20 protein-coding genes are annotated in these 22,145 nt (G+C 44.4%); 8 read left to right on the top strand and 12 right to left on the bottom strand.

All coding sequences use genetic code 11. The features are described from left to right. Window positions 1-78: 78 nt before the first annotated feature. The 3 genes from ACVBIU_RS07440 to ACVBIU_RS07430 all read left to right on the top strand — a co-directional run bounded on the left by ACVBIU_RS07440 (window position 79) and on the right by ACVBIU_RS07430 (window position 3,445). Complete coding sequence (locus tag ACVBIU_RS07440) at window positions 79-1,041, top strand: integron integrase (RefSeq protein ID WP_447163402.1); 963 nt, start codon at window positions 79-81, stop codon at window positions 1,039-1,041. 477 nt (window positions 1,042-1,518) lie between these two features. Further along, window positions 1,519-2,313: a 5'-methylthioadenosine/adenosylhomocysteine nucleosidase gene (locus tag ACVBIU_RS07435; RefSeq protein ID WP_447163403.1), complete on the top strand. Its 795-nt coding sequence runs from the start codon at window positions 1,519-1,521 to the stop codon at window positions 2,311-2,313. 157 nt (window positions 2,314-2,470) lie between these two features. Beyond that, window positions 2,471-3,445, top strand: a complete 975-nt coding sequence (locus ACVBIU_RS07430) for an FUSC family protein (protein WP_447163404.1) — start codon at window positions 2,471-2,473, stop codon at window positions 3,443-3,445. A 165-nt stretch (window positions 3,446-3,610) separates the two neighbouring features. Here ACVBIU_RS07430 and ACVBIU_RS07425 read toward each other — a convergent pair whose 3' ends face one another. The 3 genes from ACVBIU_RS07425 to yqfB form a co-directional block, all read right to left on the bottom strand. Then, entirely contained in the window at window positions 3,611-6,706 is a 3,096-nt protein-coding gene (locus tag ACVBIU_RS07425; RefSeq protein WP_447163405.1) for an efflux RND transporter permease subunit, read from the bottom strand. After that, window positions 6,703-8,076: an efflux RND transporter periplasmic adaptor subunit gene (locus ACVBIU_RS07420; protein WP_447163406.1), complete on the bottom strand. Its 1,374-nt coding sequence runs from the start codon at window positions 8,074-8,076 to the stop codon at window positions 6,703-6,705. The genes ACVBIU_RS07425 and ACVBIU_RS07420 overlap by 4 nt, the downstream gene beginning before the upstream one ends. Window positions 8,077-8,324: 248 nt before the next feature. Beyond that, window positions 8,325-8,639, bottom strand: a complete 315-nt coding sequence (yqfB, locus tag ACVBIU_RS07415; protein WP_447162540.1) for a N(4)-acetylcytidine aminohydrolase — start codon at window positions 8,637-8,639, stop codon at window positions 8,325-8,327. A 228-nt stretch (window positions 8,640-8,867) separates the two neighbouring features. Between yqfB and ACVBIU_RS07410 the strand changes: the two genes are divergently transcribed. After that, entirely contained in the window at window positions 8,868-9,101 is a 234-nt protein-coding gene (locus ACVBIU_RS07410) for a DUF2986 domain-containing protein (RefSeq protein WP_447163407.1), read from the top strand. A 136-nt stretch (window positions 9,102-9,237) separates the two neighbouring features. Here ACVBIU_RS07410 and ACVBIU_RS07405 read toward each other — a convergent pair whose 3' ends face one another. Beyond that, entirely contained in the window at window positions 9,238-10,767 is a 1,530-nt protein-coding gene (locus tag ACVBIU_RS07405; RefSeq protein WP_447162522.1) for an MATE family efflux transporter, read from the bottom strand. 44 nt (window positions 10,768-10,811) lie between these two features. Next, window positions 10,812-11,654: an ion transporter gene (locus ACVBIU_RS07400; RefSeq protein ID WP_447163408.1), complete on the bottom strand. Its 843-nt coding sequence runs from the start codon at window positions 11,652-11,654 to the stop codon at window positions 10,812-10,814. A 211-nt stretch (window positions 11,655-11,865) separates the two neighbouring features. Here ACVBIU_RS07400 and ACVBIU_RS07395 point away from each other — a divergent pair, with 211 nt between their 5' ends. After that, the gene (locus ACVBIU_RS07395) at window positions 11,866-12,381 is read left to right on the top strand and encodes a L,D-transpeptidase family protein (protein WP_447162520.1); all 516 of its coding nucleotides are present in this window, start codon (window positions 11,866-11,868) and stop codon (window positions 12,379-12,381) included. A 219-nt stretch (window positions 12,382-12,600) separates the two neighbouring features. Continuing rightward, window positions 12,601-13,161, top strand: a complete 561-nt coding sequence (locus tag ACVBIU_RS07390; RefSeq protein WP_447163409.1) for a VOC family protein — start codon at window positions 12,601-12,603, stop codon at window positions 13,159-13,161. A gap of 109 nt (window positions 13,162-13,270) precedes the next feature. Here the strand turns inward: ACVBIU_RS07390 and ACVBIU_RS07385 are convergent, their stop codons facing one another. The 4 genes from ACVBIU_RS07385 to ACVBIU_RS07370 all read right to left on the bottom strand — a co-directional run bounded on the left by ACVBIU_RS07385 (window position 13,271) and on the right by ACVBIU_RS07370 (window position 17,259). Continuing rightward, window positions 13,271-13,732: a MarR family winged helix-turn-helix transcriptional regulator gene (locus tag ACVBIU_RS07385; RefSeq protein ID WP_447163410.1), complete on the bottom strand. Its 462-nt coding sequence runs from the start codon at window positions 13,730-13,732 to the stop codon at window positions 13,271-13,273. Continuing rightward, complete coding sequence (locus ACVBIU_RS07380; RefSeq protein ID WP_447163411.1) at window positions 13,698-14,723, bottom strand: DUF2955 domain-containing protein; 1,026 nt, start codon at window positions 14,721-14,723, stop codon at window positions 13,698-13,700. The genes ACVBIU_RS07385 and ACVBIU_RS07380 overlap by 35 nt, the downstream gene beginning before the upstream one ends. Window positions 14,724-14,746: 23 nt before the next feature. Continuing rightward, window positions 14,747-15,796: an HlyD family secretion protein gene (locus ACVBIU_RS07375; RefSeq protein WP_447163412.1), complete on the bottom strand. Its 1,050-nt coding sequence runs from the start codon at window positions 15,794-15,796 to the stop codon at window positions 14,747-14,749. A gap of 548 nt (window positions 15,797-16,344) precedes the next feature. Beyond that, window positions 16,345-17,259, bottom strand: a complete 915-nt coding sequence (locus ACVBIU_RS07370; protein ID WP_447163413.1) for a M14 family metallopeptidase — start codon at window positions 17,257-17,259, stop codon at window positions 16,345-16,347. Window positions 17,260-17,480: 221 nt separating this feature from the next. Here ACVBIU_RS07370 and ACVBIU_RS07365 point away from each other — a divergent pair, with 221 nt between their 5' ends. Then, a complete protein-coding gene (locus ACVBIU_RS07365; protein ID WP_447163414.1) occupies window positions 17,481-17,861 on the top strand; it encodes an STAS/SEC14 domain-containing protein in 381 nt (126 codons plus the stop codon). 137 nt (window positions 17,862-17,998) lie between these two features. Here the strand turns inward: ACVBIU_RS07365 and lolE are convergent, their stop codons facing one another. The 3 genes from lolE to ACVBIU_RS07350 all read right to left on the bottom strand — a co-directional run bounded on the left by lolE (window position 17,999) and on the right by ACVBIU_RS07350 (window position 21,234). Beyond that, a complete protein-coding gene (lolE, locus tag ACVBIU_RS07360) occupies window positions 17,999-19,252 on the bottom strand; it encodes a lipoprotein-releasing ABC transporter permease subunit LolE (protein ID WP_447162630.1) in 1,254 nt (417 codons plus the stop codon). Next, window positions 19,249-19,947, bottom strand: coding sequence for a lipoprotein-releasing ABC transporter ATP-binding protein LolD (gene lolD / locus ACVBIU_RS07355; protein ID WP_447162629.1), 699 nt, complete (start codon window positions 19,945-19,947; stop codon window positions 19,249-19,251). Before lolD ends, lolE begins: the two co-directional genes overlap by 4 nt. A gap of 63 nt (window positions 19,948-20,010) precedes the next feature. Beyond that, window positions 20,011-21,234: a lipoprotein-releasing ABC transporter permease subunit gene (locus tag ACVBIU_RS07350; RefSeq protein ID WP_447162628.1), complete on the bottom strand. Its 1,224-nt coding sequence runs from the start codon at window positions 21,232-21,234 to the stop codon at window positions 20,011-20,013. 238 nt (window positions 21,235-21,472) lie between these two features. Between ACVBIU_RS07350 and ACVBIU_RS07345 the strand changes: the two genes are divergently transcribed. Next, complete coding sequence (locus ACVBIU_RS07345; protein ID WP_447162627.1) at window positions 21,473-22,081, top strand: hypothetical protein; 609 nt, start codon at window positions 21,473-21,475, stop codon at window positions 22,079-22,081. Window positions 22,082-22,145: the final 64 nt, after the last annotated feature.

Below are 22,145 nucleotides of genomic sequence, written 5' to 3'. Positions count from 1 at the left end.
TATTCACACAACATTTCCCTGAAAAACCGAGCAAAGTAGATAATACTGTATAAATAAACAGTTCAAGAGTGACTTCCCATGACAGCTAAAAAAAGCCCTTTCTTAATTCAAGTTAGTGAACATATGCGTATGCGCGGTTACAGTATCAAAACAGAAAAAGCATATTTGTACTGGATTAAAGCTTTCATTAACTTTCAGCAAAAGCGTCACCCAGAAGTAATGGGGCAAGCTGAAGTGACTCAATTCCTCAGTTTTCTGGCTAACTCACGTAATGTTGCTATTAATACACAGAAAGTGGCGCTCAATGCTCTTGTGTATCTTTATCATAAACACCTAAAACAAGATCTAGGCGACTTGGGGTTTAGATATGCCACCAAACAAAGGCAGTTACCTATTGTGCTATCTACCGAAGAAGTTTCTGAGGTGCTTTGCCAGCTTAATGGGCGAGACCAGCTTATTGTCGAGTTACTGTATGGCAGCGGACTGCGGGTTTCAGAATGTTTAAGGTTACGTATTCAAGATATCGATCTCGCACGCTGCTCACTCACTATCAGAAATGGAAAAGGCCATAAAGACAGACAAACCATTCTCAGTCAAAAATGTACTATCAAACTACCTGCTTATATCGATGCTGCGCGTGCTATTCAGATTAAGGACAATACCTGTGGTGTGGGGCCATCTTTACCCAATGCACTAGAGCGTAAGTACCCCAATGCATATAGGCAAGCTGGCTGGATGTTTGTTTTTCCATCAACCACCACAAGTGATAATCCGTACACTAAGACTCACTGTAGACACCATTTACATCAGAGTGTTATTCGAAAAGCACTTGCCGCTGCGGTGCGGAAAACCCATATCATCAAAAGAGTTACTTGCCATACCTTTAGACATAGCTTTGCCACCCATTTACTTCAAGCTGGGCGAGACATAAGAACGATTCAGGAGCTACTGGGCCACAATGATGTCAATACCACTCAAATCTACACTCATGTGCTTGGCCAACATTACGCTGGCACCGTGAGCCCGCTAGATAATCTTTAATACGGCTATCACGGAGCCTGACGGTGATTTAAAAATAAGCTAAACCAATGAAAAAGTTGTAATAATAAAACATCAGCCTACTCGTTTCACCTTTTAAGTGATGGGCACTAAACCGCCTATTAATGAGATAGCTACAAAATGGTTTAGGCCCACCGGACAGAGCCAAACGATTACATCTATGTCACCGTTGCATTTGTGAACCGGCTCATATCAGGTGTTATGGCCGAACTTCCTAGGATAGACTGGCAACGATATCTAATCATTACCAGCTCAAGCGCGCGACTTGGTAACAGCAACCAAAAAAATAAATGTCATCCGTCTTCATTCGAAGGCCAACATTAATGTCCATTAAATCTCTTCCCGTTCTAATCAAAACTTACCCACTTCACGTTCGTAATATATTGCTGAAAAGCACGTTTACTCTCACTGCTAATGTCATTATGATGCGCCCATCTTTACTATTGGAATGCCACTAAGATGCGCACCACTCTTGTTATTTTCGCTCTACTCTACTCACTGTTCTCGATTAACGCCCTTGCTCAAACTGAAGCTCAAACGAATACAGTAAACCATGCCCAGCCTATCGCTATTTTGGGAGCGATGGACGCTGAAATAGAAAAGCTACTGCCGGAAATTGAGCAACGCCAAACCCATACCATTGCCAAAAACACTTATTACACAGGTCTTATCAAAGGTAAACCTGTGGTTGTCGCTCGCTCTGGTGTTGGTAAAGTCAATGCGGCGATCACCACTTATGTGTTGATCAATCACTTTAATGTCAACAGCATTATTTTCACCGGTATTGCTGGCGCTGCGGGACCTGAGTTGAATGTTGCCGATGTGGTGATTTCAACCGCGCTGGTGCAGCACGATGTTGACTTAACCGCTTTTGGCGCGCCAAAAGGTCAGCTTGATGGCTATAACGATCGTTTCTTCTACGCCGATAAAAAACTGCAAGCACTAGCCCTTAGCGCTGCGCAAGAGTCTGTGGGTAAAACGCGGGTACACCAAGGCGTTATTGCCACTGGCGATCAGTTTATTGCCGATAAAAGCGTAGTAAACATGTTACTTAAAGAGTTCAATGCTATCGCAGTTGAAATGGAAGGCGCCGCAGTAGCGCAAGTTACCGATATGTTCGATATCCCGTTGGTTGTCATTCGCACCATTTCAGACAAAGCCGATGGTTCGGCACACTTAGTTTATGAAGAAGCCAAGCAGGTAACTGCTGATAACTCAGTGGCCATCACATTAAATATGCTTAGCAAGATGTAATCAATACAGTCTGAATTCCGCTCTCTATAAAAAAGGCGCTAAACCTGATGGTTTAGCGCCTTTTTTATATGGGATCAGCCCGTCTTATATAAACGACTATTCTTTTCTGCGACAACTTCTATACTTTTGTTAATCAACCTAAATATCAGAATCCATTATGTTTGTATATGAGCGTACCAGAGGTGTTCTTTTTTCTTTAGGTATGAGTTTGCCTATCATTTACGGCGCTCTCACGCAGCATTTTCTTCAAGCCGCATTTATGAGCCTTGGAGCATTATTAGCTTTGCTACTCGACCCTCGCAGTCAGGCATTAAAGCAAATTCTCGCTATCGTTATCGGGGTGCTCGCGGTGATCCTAGCTGCTGCACTGGGGCTGACTTTAATCGGTCATCCACACATGGCCATTGCAGCATTAATGCTATTTGGCTTTCTCGCTGGTCTGCCAAAACCGGAACACGCCTATTGGGGGTTGCTCGGTAAATATATTGCTACCGCCTTATTGCTGGCCCAGCTGGGATTCCCCGCGTCACTAGCCATAGGTATCGCCTATTTTTACGGCGCCGTTTTTGCTTTAGTGCTTATTTTACTGCAAGGCTGGCTATATAAAATTGACGAGGTTGGTCACTCGCCTAGCAATGAATTTTTTCAAATCATTAAAGGTGATACTAACGGCCCTTTTTATGGCCTAACGTTACCGTTAACCATACTGGTTGCAACCCTCAGTGCTAATTGGCTGCATGTCAATCAACCCGGTTGGGTCGGCTTGACCATATTATTTGTGATGCATATTAACGATAGACTTTCTTGGCATCATTTATGGGATCGCATCGTTGGCACCTTACTTGGGATCATCATTGCCTACTTCTGTGTTCGCTATATTGATCAGCTTGGCTTAGCGCTGGTGATAGCCATATTTGCCTTTTGGATCCCGTTCAGTCTCAGGAAAAGCTATTTACTGTTTAGCCTCTCGATAACGGTCACCGTTATGGTGGCGATCAATTTTGCCTTGATGCCCAATGGCGATTTAAATCTAATGAGCTGGCGCTTTTATGACACTGTCATTGGCTGTTTTTGGGTGGCAATCGCGCTTATCATCACCCATGGGATCCATGCTTTTAGAAACAAAAGATAAGTTTATACATCCGCTTTAAAGTCATCCTTTAGTGGACTGCATGTTGCTCTCTACTATGTGCATCACACTCTCTATTTTGTCAATATTTCATTAAAAAAGGCGCTAACCACAAGGGTTAGCGCCTTTTTAGCATCTATCATTACAAGCTGATTAGGCCTTTATTTCCTAATCTTTCTGACTAAAACTGACCTTGCCAAAATCGTCTAGAATCGCGTAACAGGCCGGGACCATAAATAGCACTAGCGCGGTAGATGCAAAAATACCAAATACCATAGAAACCACCAACGGCTGTAATACCTGCGCTTGAATACTGGTTTCAAGTAACAGTGGCAACATGCCCGCAGCTGTGGTTAGAGACGTAATAAATACGGCTCTGAAACGCTCTTTGCTAGCACTCACTACCGCTTGATGCACCGATTGGCCCTCTTCTACATGAAAGCGGATATATTGCACCAGCAATATCGAGTCATTAACAACCACCCCGGCAAGTGCCACAAAGCCGAGTATCGATGGCATGCTCATGGAGTAACCCAGTAATAGATGCCCCCATAACACGCCAATTAACCCAAGCGGAATAACGGCCATGACCACTAATGGTTCAATGTAGCTCTTAAACTGCAGGCTTAAAATGGCAAATACCGCTAGCAAGCCAACAATAAAGCCACTTGCCATTGAGTTTTGGGTGGTCGCGCTCTCTTTAACTTCACCTTCATAGCTGACACGAATACCGGGATAGCGCTTTTTAAGCTCAGGTAATAGCTCATCTTTAAAGGCGTTATTGATTTCGCTAGCGTTGGCTAAGTGAGTATCCACTTCGCCAGTTATGGTGACAAATCGCATGCCATCGAGGCGAGAGATCTTAACGTAGCCTCGTTGCCACTCAAAGTTGGCCACCGCAGACAGCGGTACTTGCTCGCCTGCGCTACCGATATTGATTGGGAAGTTCGCCAGATTTTCAAGCTTAGCGGCATCAATTTTATCTAGCTGTACATCGATTTGAATGCTCTCTGGCCCCACTTGAATGGTATCGGCTGTTTGATGAAAATAAGCGCCACGAAGCTGGCTCGCTAACATCATGCCGTTTACGCCAAAGGCTTCTGCCCCCGGTTTTAAAGTCATTAAAATCTCGGCTTTACCCGGCCTCATACTGTCCATCACGCCTGAAACACCATTAAAGCCTTGCAAGTATTGCTGCACTTCAATCGCCGCTGATTTAAGTTCGTTTAAGTTGTCACCGCGCACACGAATTTCAATCGCGCGCCCAGCAGGCCCCATCTTAGGCTGCTTAAAGACGATGGCAATCGGATCGACCATTTCGCCCACGCCCTGCTGCCATTCTCTGATAAAGGTGCTCATCAGTGTTTGGCGCACTTCAGCGCTGAGCAAGTCAACTTTTACCGTGGCAACATGGGCACCACTTTCACCGGCATCGGCGTTAAAGTTAAAGCGCTCAGTAATATGCTGGATAAGTTGTTGTCCGTCTTCTTTATCGCTGTATTTATCACCTAGCTGTTTAGCAACGCTGACCACTCGATTAACCACAAACTCAGTTTGCTCAAGCGTTGCACCCGGCGGCAAGATAATCCGCGCTTCGGCTACATCGCCGTCAAGCTCAGGAAAGCCGATAAACTTAACCGCGCCGCCAGCTGCCAGCGAAATAGAGATAAACAATAAGCTTATCACTGAGCCCATAAACAGATAGCGCCATTTGATCACCCACTCTACCGCCGCCACTAATTGTACCGTTCTAAAATGCTCAAACTGTTGGTTAAATTTTTGCTTGAAACGACTGGTTTTACGCTCTTTGCCTTTGGCGGCATGGGCCAGGTGGTTAGGCAAAATCAAAAAGGCTTCGACTAAACTCACGGTCAAGATAAGCAATAAGGTTTGCGGGATCACTCTGAGCACTTTGCCCATATCGCCTTCCATAAAAGCGATGCTGGAGAAGATAAATACCGTGGTTAAAAAGGATGATATCACCCCAGGCAATACGCGCTTTACCCCTTGAATAACGGCGTCAGTTTTACTCAAACCTCGCTCAATATGGGCCGCTATAGATTCGGCGATAACAATGGCATCGTCCATCATGATGCCGATTGCCATTAAAAAGGCCACCAGCGTCATAATGTTAATCGTTAAGCCAACTTGCGCCATAAAAAACAAGCTGCCCATAAAGGCGACGGGTAAGCCCATGGCCACCCAAAATGAGTAACGTAAGCTAAAAAACAACCACATACACAGGAACACAAGCACCACACCTTGCAAGCCATTTTCAATTAGCATATTAAGGCGATCCCACAGCAATGAACTTAAATCATTGGAGGTGCTAATGGTGATCCCATTGGGAGTGCGCAGTTTCTCAGCATCTAAAAAGCCGATGACTTCCTCTTTTAGTCTTAATGAATCTTGCGACTTATTCTTAAACACAGTCAAAATTGCGGCTTGTTCACCATCAAAGCGAATGCTCTCTTCATCAAGCTCGAATCTATCGGTAATGGTGGCAATATCACCAAGCCGTACGACTCCGCCCTGAGCGTCTGAGCGGATCACAATATTGGCAAGACGTTCGGGCTGCACTTCACGCTGATCGAAGCGAATAAGAATATTCTTACTTGGCGTCTCAACCGTGCCGCTAGGTAGCTGCACGTTTTGTTGTTCAATCTGTTTGGCTACATCGGCCACACTCATGCCTAGACGTTTAATCGCGCCGAGTGAGATCTCAACCAACAATTGGTGCGATGAAAAGCCCGCGATCTCCACTTGCCGAATACTGGTATCTAGCTTGAGTCGACGCTTTAAGTCTTCGGCGTAGGCTTTAAGTTCTGGCTTGCTGGTCGACGCTGACACCGCAATATCGATAATCCGCTCGTTAAAATCTAACTGTTCAACAATTGGAGGTTCAATTTCTGCCGGAAAGTCTTTAATTGCCGAGATCTTAGTTTGTACATCAACAAGGCTGCGGCCAATCTCAGCTTTATCGTCAAGCTTAAGTGTCATGCGAGCAACGCCTTCTAGCGCGTCACATTTGGTTTCAATAATACTACCAAGGCTATCGACGGCATCTTCCATTCTAAGGCAGAGGTTTTCTTCCACGTCTTGAGGGGATGCCCCGGGTAGGATCACTTGCGCACTGATGAAGTTTTTAGAAAACTCAGGAAAGGTCTCTCGCTTAAGCTGAGGCAGCGCCTTAATTCCTAGAATGATAAACGCCAACATCAACAAGGTCGTGGCGGTGCGATGACGGACAAAGAAACCGATCACGGCTTAATCTCCGCTTTGTTAGTTTCCGCCTGCTTAGTGTTCGCTTTATCCGCGTTGTCGACATTAGCGTCATCAGTTTGAGTGCGCAGTGCCATACCGTTCACCGCCGGAATAAGGTCGGTTAACACTAACTTCATGCCATCGACGAACTCACCTTGCAGCGCCGCTTGACCTTCTTGACGAAAAAGAACCTGAACATCAATAAGCTGTAAGCGATTTTCTTGGTTCATGATATAGAGTTTGTCACCGTGCAGCGCGCGTTCTGGCACCATCCAGTAATCACGTTCTCCGCCTTTAATTCGTGCACTGACAAACATGCCGTTTACCAGCGGTGGCGACTGACCAATTTTAAGCTCACGGTACTGCTGCTCGACCTGCAATACCACACTGACAGTGGCTAATGTGGGGTCAACGGTTTCACCAATACGGCTGATTTTAGCCGGCCAGCTAAAGGAGTAAGTGGCTCCCTTTAAGTTGATCTCTGCGCTTAGGCCTAACGCTTCTGCGCGCGGTAATTGCATCTCTTGCCCTTGTGGCTTGTTGACGGTTTTCATCAGCGTCATCACATCGCCGAGTGACACTTGGGCTTCAACCTCCATGACCTCGATACCATTAATGCGCGCCAACACTTGCTGCGGCGACACCACTTGATTATTTTCGATATTCACCTCAGCCACGCGGCCCTCAAAAGGCTGACGTATTTCGGTTTTAGCTAGTTGGCTCTGAGCCTCCTCTTCACGGGCAACCGCTTGCTGTAATTGCGCCTTAAGAATATCGGTCTCATTGGGCATGAGGTTTAAGCTGTTATCTAATTCTTGTAATTTTTGCTGTTGAGCCAATAGGTTTTGTCTTTCGCCATCAAGCTCAGATTGTGAGATAAGGTTTTGCTTACGCAGTGTCTCTTTACGCTTTAAATCTGATTGCACTAGATCATAGCGATTGTTTTCAATTTGTAGCGATAGTTGTAAGTTTTTAAGCTGTAGGCCTTTACCGGCAAGCTGGCCTTCAAGGGCTTTACGGTCTGCCTGGGCTTGAGACAGTCGAATTTGATAATCCAGTGGATCGATAGACAGTAAGAGCGTGTCTTTTGGCAGGATTTTACCCACAGCGAGATCGGGATGTTTATATACCACGCGCCCGCCCACTTCAGGCAGTAACTGCCACTGAATTTTAGGACTAACACGCCCAAAGGCGTCGACCTGTGCCACAACAGGGACTTGCTTTAACTCAATGACCTCAACCAGCTTGCTCGGTTCGGCCTGTAATTCAAGTGGCGGATGACTACGTAGCTTAACCACTAAGATGAGCACCACAACACCGACCGCCACTGCTGGGAAAAAATACCACGGCTTTCCGTTTAAGCTAGACATTACCACTCTCCTCCATGGAAACCATGTTTGTTCTGTTTTTGAATCTTGCTGGTTAATCACTGGCGATACAAAACTGCGTTATTCACTTGAATGACGCAGTCTACTGGCTGCCGTTAGCTTTTGCATGGACTATCGTTATTCAAAAACCAGAGTTTTGAATAACAGCACACTACGAAAAATTAACCCGATTGCGGGCAATGTTTATTGAACTAAAACGTTAAGGATAAAGCTGGCAAAGATAAAACGGATTAAACCAGACTAAAACGGATCATATACATTGAAGTGATCCCTGGATATATCTGCCTAATTAAGGTTTTAAGCTCTGCAAGACTCATATTTTCTTGGCTAGCATGGCTGTCATCTAAGTCATCATAAGCCACTTTTTCAACCGACAAGATATCCAGCTCACCGTAACAGCGACCATCTTCTAGATTTGACACGCTAACGCGCTGGCCTGCCTGATAAAAAGACTCTGACTCATCACGCAGTGTAATGGTTTTTTTGCCCGCTAAAATATCGACTTCAAAACGGCTAAAGAAGGTGATCTTATTCGGTGGATTCATCATGCTATCGATACTCTCTGCTGCATCACAATTGATGCTTTGTCTTTATTTTAATTCGAAGCGGCTCGTGGATACATGTTTTTGTATCAAGCAGGGTAAAATAGTCTATTACGCTGAATGAAATACTGCGGTAGCAGTCACGCCCCGTTTAGGGTAAAATCCGCATCCGATTTCTAGCTTGGCGCACAATGTGCCACAATTGTCATATAGGCATATCGTAGAGAACTCATGAACAGAAAACAGAAGATGATCAAAAAGACCGCAAAACGTGCTAAGGCTCGCCTTAACAAGCACACTGCGCCTACGATCAAAAAATATGTGTCTAAAGCTGAACGTGCTGAGCAGCAAGCTAAACTTGTTGCTGAAGAAGCTGCCCAGCAAGAAGGGACGACTGAAACTGATGCGGCCACTAACGACGCACCGATAGCAAGCAACGACGAAAAAGCGGCGCCTGCTAACTAACTTTTACCAAATGTAACGTTTACCGACGGTGTCACTTTTACCCAGTGTGTTTGTTATCACTGGTATCTGTTATCGCTTGTATTTGTTGCTTAAAGTATCTGTTACTAAGAGTCTTAGTTATCAAGACTAATTGAGCTTATTTGGTTGAAACCTTCTCTTCTTGTCCACCAATAAGCTCAGCCACTTTGTTACTGGCTTCATTATCTTGCTCTTCATTGACCATGGCCATATTGGCACAAGATGAAGACATAGGATTTTGACTACTTAAGCTCAACTCCTCATCAAACTCAGTTTTATCTTCCTCTATCTGACTTTGAGCCCTATAGCGCCCACTAACGGCAGTTATTGCTTGAACCTTATCAACCAATCTGTAAGCGACGATAACACCCAATACACCAAATATAATCGAGCCGATAGCCTGACCAACCAACACGCCGTATACGCCTCCCCACTGTGCACCAAAATACACAAATGGAATCGTGCCTAACGTGGCCTTACCCACATTAAACAAGGTTGAGTACTTAGCCTTGCCCAGGTTATTAAATGAGGCGTTGGCGACAAACAATATGCCAGAAAAGATAAAAAACACCGCAATATAGGAACAGAAGAATAAGATAAGCTCTGCCGCATTACCTTTCATATCAAACGCGCTGACAATTTGATGACGAGTCAAGAAAAGCAGCAGTGAAACCCCAAGTACGTATAAGGTACAGAACTGAATCGCTCGGGTCAGTGACTCTTTCACCCGTGTAAATTCTAGTGCGCCAAAGTTTTGCCCAACAATGGGGCCAACAGCACCAGATAACGCGAAGATCATGCCAAATGACACCGGAATGAGTCGCCCAAGCACAGCCCAACCAGCAACATAGCCATCGCCAAAATCGGCAATGGCGCGCGTTACGACTCCATTTGCGATAGGGGTTGCCACGTTAGTGAGCATTGCAGGACCTGCAATAGCAAAAATGGGTTTTAAGTCTTCAACAAAATGTTCAACATTAAAGCGGCCCAGTAAGTTGTGTTTAACCACCACACCTCTTGCCGCTACCGCAAACACGGCAATACGTGCCAATACAGAGGCTACCGCCGCGCCTTCTATGCCCATGGCAAACATAAAGATAAAGATCGGATCAAATACCGCATTAACCCCGCCACCAATAAGTGTTGATACCATAGATAACTTAGCATCACCCACTGCGCGCAGCGCACTACCTAGCGCCATTGCAAGGCAGATAAACGGTAACGATGGTACGACAATATTCAAGAAGCTCTCGGCTAGCTTAGCTGTTTCTCCAGTTGCCCCCACTAGGCTCAATAACTCCGGAATAAACATGTACACCCAAAAGGCAACAAAGATACTTACTAACAGCGTGACAACGAGACTATTTAGCATTAGCCGTTTAGCTTTTTCAACTTCTTTGGCGCCAATTGAGCGCGACACTACAGCGCCAAGTGCTATCGATAAGCCAATGCCAATTGAGGTGGTAAAAAAGGAGATGGTACCTGCATAACCAACCGCCGCCGCTAGCTCTAACTCACCAAGTAAACTGAGAAAGAAAAGATCTAATAAATCGACCACAAACAATGCCGATATACCGACAGCGGCGGTTGAACTCATCACTAAGATGTGGCGTAAAATCGATCCCTGTACAAACTTGGCTACAGCCATAACACCTCTTAGCCTTTGGCTAATCCTTTAACATTGATGATTTTTTACAGGTCGGTCTCTAATTCGCTGCCACAATGATCACAGTATAGAGCATCCGTTTCATGCCCAACCTTCAAACAGTTACTGCAACGTCTTAAATCACGCGTGCGCCCAATCTCTTGTGAGATCTCTGCGGTTAAAATCCCCGTAGGAATAGCAATAATGGAATAACCCAGCAACATGGTAAATGCGGCAATTGCTTGGCCTAAAGGAGTCTGTGGCGTGATGTCACCATAACCTACCGTTGTGATGGTCACAATGGTCCAGTAAATCGATTTAGGAATCGAGCTAAAGCCATTATGAGGCCCTTCAACCATATACATAATGGCACTTAAAATGACCACAATAAGGCTGACGGAGAAAAAGAAGATAAATACCTTACGACTCGACTGCATCATGGCCCGCAGCAGTAAATTCCCCTCACTTAAATAACGTAATAATTTTAATACGCGGAAAATCCTAAACAGTCTCAGGATCCTAATCACCAAAGTGAAGTTAGCACCAGGGAAAAACAGCGCTAAATATGAGGGTAGCACTGATAACAGATCGACCACACCATAGAAACTTTTAGCATAGCTAAGCGGTTTAGCCGAACAATAGAGCCTTAATATGTATTCGATGGTGAAGATAATGGTAAAACACCACTCCATCACGACAATGATGTCACCGTACCGTTCATGAACCTTAGCGACGGTATCAAGAAAAACAATGAGAACACTCATCACGATACATATCATTAAGCTGATATCAAAATACCGCCCTGCAGGCGTATCTGTACCAAATATTACTCGACGTAATTTAAGCTTTAATAAACTTTCAGACTCTTTCTCGGTTTTTTCGGTTGCCATTGTTACAGCAAATCCTTGCGCATATGGCGAAGATTTAATCGAGTAAAATTGATTAATCAACGCATTAAAATAAATGATATCAATAGTGTGACACGCATATAGAGATAGCTCAAAAATAATCTTAGCTTTTAGCGTCAACACTCACCGATTTTTAGGGTAATATGACCCCCCATATTTGGCTCTGTTTTAGCTTATTGACTCAAGGTTTTTCATGCGCGTTATTGTTTTATCACTCAGTTTATTATTGCTTATCTTAAGTAGCCTCTTTTCACCGGCCACAATAGCGAGCGCTATGGTCAACGGTAAAGCCGATCTAGTTATCGTGACAAAGTCAGAAGCGAGTATGTCGCTGTTGCGCCAAGGTAAGGTGATAAAAAAATATCGCATTGCTATGGGTGACAATCCTGTTGGGCATAAGTTAACCGAAGGCGACCAGCGCACGCCAGAAGGGCGTTATTTATTAGACTACAAAAAGTCTGATAGTGCTTACTACCGCGCGATTCATATCTCCTACCCTAATGATGAAGACCGTTTACGTGCCGATGCGTTAGGCATTAGTCCAGGCGGGCAGATCATGATCCACGGTGAAAACCCTAACTCTAGCTTAACCCCTGAAGAAGCCCAGATGTATAATTGGACCGATGGTTGTATCGCGGTCACCAATGCAGAGATGGATGAACTTTGGCGCGCGATTGATGAAGGCACGCCGATTGAGATCTGGCCCTAAACATGGTTAAACACTCGCTTCTTTAAGTAGATAAGTTTATTTAAACAAGTAGCTTCTTTAAAGAGGCAGCTTCTTTAAACAAGCAGTTTATTTTTACAAACAGCTGCTTGATAAATTTGCCTTCTTTAAGTGATAGCCATTTTTATCCAGTAGGGTTCTGCAAACATTAGTCACACATAATTTCAAAATCCCGTGCCCTTTCACCTTTAAGGCCCAAGCATGACATACCAAGAATTAATCAATAGCTGGACGACATTCAGCCAACAAGTACAAGCATTTACTCAAGAGTTAGGCCTAGAGCCTCTATCTTTAGAGTGTGACCATACCGCGCTCAGAGTGAACAGTAACCAAAGCGCTGATGGGCTGAGAGCTGAGTTTGCTAAGGTTGGTAATATCATTTCAGACAACATGATTAACGGCCGCCCGATTTTGATTATCGAACTCACCACGCCATTAATGATGGGCACGAATGCCATTGAGTGTGTTGAGCTGCCTTACCCTAGCGACAAAGTCTACCCAACTGAAGGCTGGGAGCATATTGAACTGGTACTCGATTGTAATGCTATAGATTGCGATACATTGGCTCAGGCACTGCTCAAGCAAGCGCCACAGCTAGCCCCAGTATTAGCTGGTGAAACTGACATAAAAGTTAAAATGAGCTCCCCAAAAGGCGATAAAGAGCGCCTTGCGAACCCGACCATTGCGTTTAAAAAAGACGGAATTTGCGTCAAAGTGCACGCTCATGGCATTAAAGCGGTGATTGCATCGGAAGCGGAATAAAGCGCTAAATTTATAGACTCAATGGAGAATCCTAGGTTCTAGGTTCTAGGTTCTAGGTCCTAGGTTCTAGGTTCTAGGTTCTAGGTCCTACAACGTTTTAACCCATTAGTTAGTCATTTGCCAAAAAAACATCATCTTTTACCAGCTTACGGCAAAGCACTAATATCGTTTCTCTCTCCTGAGCAGTTAATGGCGCGTAAAACTGTTCAATAATTCCTGACAATATAGCGCTAGCCTGCTCTTTTACCTGTATGCCTTTATCTGTAATCGCTAAATATTTCGCTTTTTTATTTGTTTCATGTTTATAGCTGCTGATTAATTCGCGCTTAATGCAGTTATCAACTAGTCGCTTAGTCGCCGAGCGTTCACGCAGTAGGCTTTCAGCTAACCCTTGCTGCGGCATCTCGCCAGCATGGGCTAACACTTTAAGCGCACCTAACATTTCCAGACTAATGCCAAGCTTTGCCGTCAACGCTTGGTTAGCCAAGGTTCTAAATTGTTTATAAGCTAGTCCCATCATAAATGACGTACTAGCTTCAAGCTCCGGCACCATTTTGCTCGTCTGTGACATTGTGTTCTCTTCTGTTAGATAGCTGAAATAATAGGAATAATATACCTAATGTTAGCGCCAGTTCCCACGCTCTAAGTAAAATACTCTCCAACCCCATACTAGCGGTACCAATATAAAGTTGGATTGGTAGGACTGTCGCTAAAAGCGCATCGCCATGAAAGTCTCGTAACGCTTTTTCGGCTGTGACCATCTGGGTCGCAATCAAAAAAATAGCCGCGCCAACAATAAGCGTATAGTAACTGATAACCGCTTGATGGCCTGCAAGTAAAACGCTCACTATCACAGCAATGGCGCAGCCACCTACTTGAGTGATGAAGCGGCGCCTCACCACCTCTTTATAGGCATTGCGATCAATTTGAGTTGCTGCGGCGATGACTGGCACCATACAAAAGGTTGCCGAAAGCAGATTAATGTTCATCAATACCGCAATACCCGTGCCGATAAGACTCATAGTCACAAGTCTTTGCTGATAGGTGACTTGTTGCGGCTTAAATATCTTAGTCTTAGCGTTTTCCGCTAAGTCTGATACAGGGAAAAACCGAACGGCAACCTTTGCGACACAAACAGTAATCAACATCGATAGAAAAATTTCACCAATTCTATCCGGCATGCTCTGACTACTAAATTGTGAAAAAATGACGATAAGAATCCAATTAAAAACCGGCATTATCATTGCGCCACGCTTAATGGGTGTATTTGCTTTTTTTCGCATCCAATCGACAAACAGTAAGCTAATTGTCCACACAATAAAGGGATGAGACTGAAACAGTTCAACAATCACAAGCGCTATAGATGCACTGAGCAGTGTTGGCGCAAAGGTTTTTACAAGATGACTCCAAGAGTAATCTTTTACTTTGGTCATCACGATTGTTGGATACAGCGCAAGGTAGACCGCAGAGTCAAAACGAAACATTTGGCCAACCAACATACAAAGCGTGATCACTAAGGTGATCCTAATGGCTTCATTTCTTTGCATTGCGTTAGAAAACATATTCGAACCTGACTTCAAACCTGTTAATACACATAGTGAAAGTAACTAACTAAGCTCATCCAGATCTTAGCACTAGCATCCACCAGCCAATTACCGTTTATCACCATCACACTGGCTCGAGAGCCTGAAATCAATTGCTTATTTAGATCATTAATAGTAATTCGAGTTCGAATTTTTTGCTGTTCCCTGATCCAGCGATCGCTATTAGTGACCTCGGCTAATTGATTGCTCATGCTCGATTGATCGTAAATGGCGCGATCCTGATTAATAATTTTTCCGTAAAAGATGTTACCAGGCAATGCATCGAACACAATCATCACAGGAGCGTCAGCTTGTATATGCTCAATACCATTTTCATTGAAGTCCGCACTAAGCCATGAGTCTTGTTCGTTGACAACAAACATAGCACTCGCCCCAGCTGCTAAGTAACTACCCGATTGTAGCTGCAAATTACTCACAGAACCCGCCAGTTTGGCTTTAATGACGGTATGCTCAAGGCTTAGCTGAGCTTGAGCCAGCTTAGCCTTGGCAAGCTCTATCGCCGCATTGTCTTGCTCTGTTGCCAGCTCTACCTGAATACGCTTCACTTCAGCTTTGGCCGCTGATTCTGTGCTGACAGATACTTTATAAGCCAGCTGTGCATCTTCTAACTCTTGCTGAGTCACTGTGCCCTGCTTTAATAATGACTCATATCGCTCCATCTTACGGCTAGCATTTAATTTCTCTAATGTGCGCTGAGATATAACCTGCTCAGCCGCAACTAACTCTTGCCCCTTGGCAGAGTTATCTTCTAATGCTTGATTAAGCTCAGCTTGGGCCTGTTTTACCGCAATCAGATACTGACTTTGAGCAATTGCAAATAATGGCTGCCCCTGAGTCACTTGCTGGCCATTCTCAACGTAGACCTGAGTAACCACCCCCGAAACTTCAGCGGCTATGGTCGCCACGTTCTTATGTACAGCGGCTTGAGTGGTAAAGGGAGCAATGTTGTCGCTAGTGATCAAAAACAGCGAAAAAACGACTGCTAAGCCAAGAACTAAATAGCTAATATATTGGTATATTTTGTCTTTCATTATTTCTCCACAAGAATCACTCGCCTTAAGCACTAACGGCTAAATCGAGTCTTACAATTAGGCTTCAGCGCTAATAACTAAAGTTCAGATCTAATAACTAGGTTAACTTCAGTTAGGCTTAATCTATGACGATGTTTACTCGAATACATCATTAAACTTATTGTTGCATACACAACATAAGCAACTATAGCCTTACTCTGTTGCACATGCAACAATAAAGAGCGTTAGCGCACAAATGCAAAACGCAGCCATTAAAGGCTGCGTCTTTATGCATAAAACTTGCGATTGTGTTGCTATTAAAAAATAACGCTATCGGGTTAACGCCAGTGGGTGGCTGATAGAATATCGCCCTAGTCGAGACTTAAAGATTTTTTGTTGCAAACCTGACTTTAGCTCAACGAAAGGTGCGCAAATATTCTGAAATAGCGCAGCTCCCAAGGATTATGGTGACCACCAGCTCGATACCGTCATTACTGCCACTTGCAGCCTGAGAAAGGTTATGAGTGTAAACCAGCCCGCTAAACTTTAAGTAACCAAACAAGTACAGACTAAAGGCTCAGCAGATAGTCCAATCCACCAGTAATAGCGGCGACCTGCGCCACAATGCAGTTTTCAGCATCTGATAATGGGCTGTCTGGGTAGACTTCTGTAGTGGTGACATATTTTGCATCTGTCACGCCTGCACATAAACCTAACGCCTTAGTCGCATAGTTAATCACGCCAAATTGAGATAATTCTACGCCAATTAGCTTACCATCGTCATCGGCTGGTGCGATATGAGTCACCTGCTCTACCGATTTAATCATTGCCGTTTGGAATGCATCTTGTGGATTGATGGTATCGCCTACCAGGTAGAATCCGTCTGGAATATTCCAGTTAGTGTGTTCTACCGCGTCACGCGCTGCTAATGCCGGTCTAAATTCACTGTTATCGGTATCGGTGGTTTCGTGTAGGTCAATATGGGCAAATATCTCCACCTCAAGTTCTGCTAACAGCTTAATTAACGCTGCCGACTCTTCTGCAGGGCTATCTGCATAGAACGAGCGATTAGGGTCAATAGCTTTCGGGTTCCAGCGGTTAATGGTTTCATAACCCCAAGGGCTAATACACGGTGCCACTAAAATATTGAAATGCTTTGCATAATCAGCCGCTTTCGTTTCAACAAAACGAATCGCACCTTGAACGCCGCTTGTCTCGTAGCCATGCACGCCACCGGTCACTAAAATGGTCGCTTTGTTGTCATCCCAGTTTGGCGATTTAATGGCAAATAGAGGATAACGTGCAGCATCGTATGACAGCGCGCCATACTGCTCGACGTTAAAGCAGTCTTTAAGCGCTAGAATTTTACTCAGCACTTCATCTTGGTATGAGCGTTTAACCGACTGAGCATTAAACCACTGGGTTTTTTCTGCATCGCCCCACTTTTGGCCTTTGACACCAATTGAATATGCTTGCTGATCCATTATTATTCCTTTTGGCTTGGTTTTCGCTCCAAGCTCTTCTATACCTAGTACCCAAATAACACCTGATTTTTATAGCTAAACAGGCGAAATTAAATTGCCCGAAAGCATAAACGTGATATTCATCGATATCAATGCAGTTGTCTGGATTAGTTTTCATGGCGCGAGTGATATCAAATCAACAAATACTGTATGACGCGCATTATCTAACAAGGAGAGTCTATATGAATGCACTAAGACACGGTTTCTCTATCGGCATAGAGAGAGTGAGTGACGAGTTTTACTTAACCCTAAAAGCCAAAGGTAAGCTTACCCATAGCGATTACCTCGCGATTACCCCTGTCATTGATTCCGCCCTATCGGAGGTCAAACAGCCTAAGATTAAAGCCCTGTTTGATGCGACAGAGCTTGAAGGTTGGGAGCTTAGCGCTGCTTGGGATGACTTTAAACTCGGGCTTAAACATGGCAATCAATTTGTTAAAATAGCCCTATACGGCAATAAAGGTTGGCAAGAAACCGCCACCAAACTAGTGCGCTGGTTTGTCGCAGGAGAAATTGAATTCTTTGACAATGAGGATGCTGCGTTGACTTGGTTACATGAATAAGCTTTCTAACACCTTATTGCCCTAGATTGCTTACCTTTTTTGACTCGATAGTTGCCGAGATGGTAAAAGATAAGCCAAAAATAAAAACGCCAGCATCTGCTGGCGTTATTTTTGTCTTATAGAGCTGATAATCAGTATTACCTACCAGCCAAGGCTCTTGCTGGCGGAGTTTGGCTCGCTTTCCATGCGGGATATAAGGTTGCAATAACACTCATTATAAAGGCTAAACAGACAACCGTTACCACATCACCGCTTTTTAGTTCAGAGGGTAAGAAATCAATAAAATACACATCCGCCGATAACAGCTGAACGCCTAATACCGATTCTATCGTACGTGCTATAGCGCTTAAGTTAAGCGAGATCATGACCCCTAATACCCCGCCAATGGCACAGCCCAAAATACCATTAAAGGCGCCTTGTACAATAAAGATCAGCATGATTGATGCTTTTCTCATGCCCATGGTGAGTAAGATGGCAATTTCAGACTGTTTATCTCGCACCGCCATTACTAAGGTCGACACAATATTAAAGCACGCCACCGCAATGACTAATGCAAGCACCAGATACATCACCATACGCACTAGCTGGATATCTTGGTATAAATGGCCTTGAGTACGAGTCCAGTCAGAAATATACACATATTGCTGCTGACTATAACCTAAATCTCTTATCAATCTTGGCGCTGCAAATACGTCATCAACTTTAATACGCACGCCCGAAACACTGTCACCTAAATTCAAGGTCTTGGCGGCATATTGCATCGGGATATAGGCTGTGGTCATATCTAGCTCACCGCCAAGTTCAAAAATGCCCGAAACCACAAAGCGATGACTTTTAGCCGCGCCAATTTTACTTTGTGACTGGCCATTGATATTAGGCATATACAAGCTTAATGACTGACCTACTTTTAAATCTAAACTCTTGGCTAAACCTTTACCTAAAACGATATTATTGCTGTTTTGCTCACTTAGGCTCTGCCAGCTCTTAGCTGACATAAATTGCTGAATATTTGATACTTCCGATTCGGTTTCGATATCAATACCCAGTACTGTTAACCCTTGAAAACCACCGACTTTTTGCACTAAGCCCTGCATACGCACAAACGGCGCGGCGGCAGTGATCCCCGGCACTTTATTGGCATCACTGACAATTGATTGCCACTGATGGATGGGCTCATTGACACCAATTAACTCACCATGTGACACCACGCCTAATAAGCGATGCTCTAACTCTTTTTCAAAGCCGTTCATCGCCGATAAAACCACGATAAGCACGGTTACCCCGAGCGCGATCCCCGCCGTTGAAGCAAACGAGATAAAGTTAATAAACCGATTTGACTGACGCGCTAAATAGAAGCGCCAGCCAACCCACATAGCTAACAGACTTCTCATGCAGTGAATTCCTCGGCTTGCACCAAGCGGCCATCTTTCATATGCAGCTGCCTATCCATTCTTGCCGCGAGGCTTTGATCATGAGTCACCACAACAAATGCAGTGCCCAGCTGCGCAGCAAGTTCAGTGATAAGCTCATATACGGCTTCGCCGCTATTAGCATCGAGATTACCGGTTGGCTCGTCTGCGAGCACTAACTTAGGATCGTTAATCAAGGCTCTGGCAATTGCTACCCGTTGACGCTCACCACCGGACATTTCTGCCGGAGTATGGCTTAACCTATGCCCTAACCCCACCCGCTCGAGCAATGACTTGGCTTTGGCTTCAACCTGTTTACGACGTTGACCTTGAATTAACGCAGGCATAGACACATTTTCAAGCGCAGTAAACTCAGGTAATAGATGATGAAATTGATAAATAAAGCCTAAATTTTCATTTCGTATCTTGGCTTGGCGCTGACTCGATAACTTATACAGGTCCTCTCCAAGCATAGTGACGGTGCCGCTGGTCGGGCTATCAAGCGTCCCCATTATATGTAGCAAGGTACTTTTACCCGAGCCAGAGCTGCCGACAATAGCCAGTTGCTCACCTTTAAATACTTGTAAGTCAACATTATGCAAAACCTCAGTATCAACAGAGCCTTCTTGATAACGCTTGCTGACACCGCTGACTTGTAGCAATAATTCTTGATTCATTGTTAACTCGCTATTGTTACTTATTCTGTTCTTATTCATATCGCCGCTTACTCGTATGTTTGCTTACTCATACCTAAGCGCGGTAGCAGGCTGCACATTAGCTGCTCTAATTGCTGGGTAAACGGTGGCTACCAGTGTTATCACTAATGTACCAACCACAATCCAGGTTAATTGACTCAGCTCTAATTGCACCGGCAAATTTTGCCCGGCTCCCAAGATAGAGATCCCTAAAAGCTGAGTAATCATATTGAGGTTCAAGGTTAACAATACACCAACAGCAACGCCTGATATCAAACCAATAATCGCGTTAAGTGAGCCTTGGATCATAAAGATCCCCATCACGTTCGATGTGGTTAAACCTTGTGTTTTGAGAACCGCAACGTCAGTGGTTTTATCAACCACCATCATCACCAAGGCAGAAACAATATTAAATGCAGCAACGGCGATAATAAGACTGAGCATTAAAGACATCATGTTCTTTTCCATCTTTACCGCCCCGAATAAATGTCCGTAGGTATCTCGCCAATCTGTTGTGGTAACGGGCGTGGCAAATTGGTTAATCACTTGAGGCGCCATTTTTGCGGCGTTAAAGGGATCATCTAAATACAAACGCAGCTCTTTAATTTCACCCGCTTTTTGTCTCATCAAACGCTGCGCGTCATCATGATGAACATAGGCAAGGGTCGCATCGACTTGTGAACCCATTTCAAAAACACCGGCCACAGTAAATTTACGCTGGCTTGGCACGGGGCCCAGTGGCGTATACACCACACCATCGCCGCTCAACACTCGAATTTTATCGCCGGGAGCAACATCGAGCATTCGGGCTAGCTCTGCACCTAGGATGATGCGGTATTTTCCAGATTCTAGTGCGTCAAAATCACCGGAATAAACCTGTTTTGTGGTATTAAGTAAGCTTTTTTCTTGCTCAGGATAGATCCCATAAACCTGCGCGGCGCCTATATTACTCGGCGATTGCACCATGGCTTGAGTTGAAATACTGGGGGTAGCCCCAATCACACCGGGAAGTTCGCTTAGCTTGATGACTTGCTCTGGCCAATCAACAATCGCTGTTTGCGAATGCACAGTTAATTGCGGCACTGCGCCTAAGATCCGCTGTTTAAGTTGACCTTCTAGGCCATTCATGACTGAGCTGACCACAATCAATGCCGCGACACCAAGTAAAATCCCAGAGACAGCAAAGATGGTGATAAATGATGCAAATGCATTGGATTTACGCGCTCGCCAGTAGCGATAACCAATATAAAACGATAATGAAAAATTCATTAAAAAACCCAAATATAATCGACTTAAGCTGAGCTCAATAGCCACGGTAATTAACTGGCTAGCCCCCATTCAAATGGAATAACAGATCCCCAGCGCTTCACAAAAAACCTTAATATTTCCTCAATATCTTTTCAATACTGCTCAAATACTAAGACATTTGCGTGTCTAACCTTGCTAAATCATAAAGATGCGCACGATAATAGGTGTATTAGCCCCCTAAAAACAAGAGGCAAAAGCCTTGTTAACCGACTCTACAGCCTATTTTAGTATTAATCATCCATTTGATGTCTATTTGAGTCCTTGGGATAGTGCTAAACCACTGCCATCACCAGCGCAACTTGGCATGATGCTGCCTACCAGCCTGCAGTTGATTAGCGATGTCAAAGCCCTTGAATCAGATTGCCTTATACAACTGCGCCACCTCGATGATGAAGCAAAAACGGTGGTGGAATTTTTAAAGTTGCAGTCTCGAAAAATTGACATGGTATTGCAACACGTCATGGCCAAAGAGGAATATGAGGGAACTCGCTATACCGGCAGCCATTTCGGTGGTAGTGGCATTACCCTTGTTAGTGCTGCGCCAATTGAACTTGGGCAAATGTTTCAAGTGACATTACACATCAAAGAGGAGCTCGTGGCCCTTCTATGCCTTGCAAAAGTGAAAAGCTGCACCTTGCTTGAAGCTGATCCACAAGTTAATTCTGAAACCGCCTCACAAGCTAGCGCAGCCCAGTATGCCTGCGAACTAACCTTCAGTGTGATCCAAGACAGTGATGTAGAACAACTGGTGAAAGCCAGCTTAAGCATACAGCAGAGGCAACTAAAACTGCGCAAGTTAGCCCGCTAAGACAAACATAATTTTCACTGGCATGAGTTGAGACAAGCCTCTACAATACTTAGCAACTTTACTG

It is taken from the genome of Shewanella sp. 30m-14 (genome assembly GCF_052977125.1).
This window is presented reverse-complemented; position numbering and strand designations above follow the sequence as displayed.

Excerpts from the sequence above, each read along its gene's own strand:
- yqfB (WP_447162540.1), bottom strand. The coding sequence starts at position 8,639 with ATGAATCCACCGAATAAGATCACCTTCTTTAGCCGTTTTGAAGTCGAT.
- ACVBIU_RS07400 (WP_447163408.1), bottom strand. The coding sequence starts at position 11,654 with ATGGCAACCGAAAAAACCGAGAAAGAGTCTGAAAGTTTATTAAAGCTT.
- lolE (WP_447162630.1), bottom strand. The coding sequence starts at position 19,252 with ATGAGAAGTCTGTTAGCTATGTGGGTTGGCTGGCGCTTCTATTTAGCG.
- ACVBIU_RS07395 (WP_447162520.1), top strand. The coding sequence starts at position 11,866 with ATGCGCGTTATTGTTTTATCACTCAGTTTATTATTGCTTATCTTAAGT.
- ACVBIU_RS07435 (WP_447163403.1), top strand. The coding sequence starts at position 1,519 with ATGCGCACCACTCTTGTTATTTTCGCTCTACTCTACTCACTGTTCTCG.
- ACVBIU_RS07390 (WP_447163409.1), top strand. The coding sequence starts at position 12,601 with ATGACATACCAAGAATTAATCAATAGCTGGACGACATTCAGCCAACAA.
- ACVBIU_RS07380 (WP_447163411.1), bottom strand. The coding sequence starts at position 14,723 with ATGTTTTCTAACGCAATGCAAAGAAATGAAGCCATTAGGATCACCTTA.
- ACVBIU_RS07350 (WP_447162628.1), bottom strand. The coding sequence starts at position 21,234 with ATGAATTTTTCATTATCGTTTTATATTGGTTATCGCTACTGGCGAGCG.
- lolD (WP_447162629.1), bottom strand. The coding sequence starts at position 19,947 with ATGAATCAAGAATTATTGCTACAAGTCAGCGGTGTCAGCAAGCGTTAT.
- ACVBIU_RS07440 (WP_447163402.1), top strand. The coding sequence starts at position 79 with ATGACAGCTAAAAAAAGCCCTTTCTTAATTCAAGTTAGTGAACATATG.
- ACVBIU_RS07370 (WP_447163413.1), bottom strand. The coding sequence starts at position 17,259 with ATGGATCAGCAAGCATATTCAATTGGTGTCAAAGGCCAAAAGTGGGGC.
- ACVBIU_RS07385 (WP_447163410.1), bottom strand. The coding sequence starts at position 13,732 with ATGTCACAGACGAGCAAAATGGTGCCGGAGCTTGAAGCTAGTACGTCA.
- ACVBIU_RS07430 (WP_447163404.1), top strand. The coding sequence starts at position 2,471 with ATGTTTGTATATGAGCGTACCAGAGGTGTTCTTTTTTCTTTAGGTATG.
- ACVBIU_RS07375 (WP_447163412.1), bottom strand. The coding sequence starts at position 15,796 with ATGAAAGACAAAATATACCAATATATTAGCTATTTAGTTCTTGGCTTA.
- ACVBIU_RS07420 (WP_447163406.1), bottom strand. The coding sequence starts at position 8,076 with ATGTCTAGCTTAAACGGAAAGCCGTGGTATTTTTTCCCAGCAGTGGCG.
- ACVBIU_RS07365 (WP_447163414.1), top strand. The coding sequence starts at position 17,481 with ATGAATGCACTAAGACACGGTTTCTCTATCGGCATAGAGAGAGTGAGT.
- ACVBIU_RS07410 (WP_447163407.1), top strand. The coding sequence starts at position 8,868 with ATGAACAGAAAACAGAAGATGATCAAAAAGACCGCAAAACGTGCTAAG.
- ACVBIU_RS07405 (WP_447162522.1), bottom strand. The coding sequence starts at position 10,767 with ATGGCTGTAGCCAAGTTTGTACAGGGATCGATTTTACGCCACATCTTA.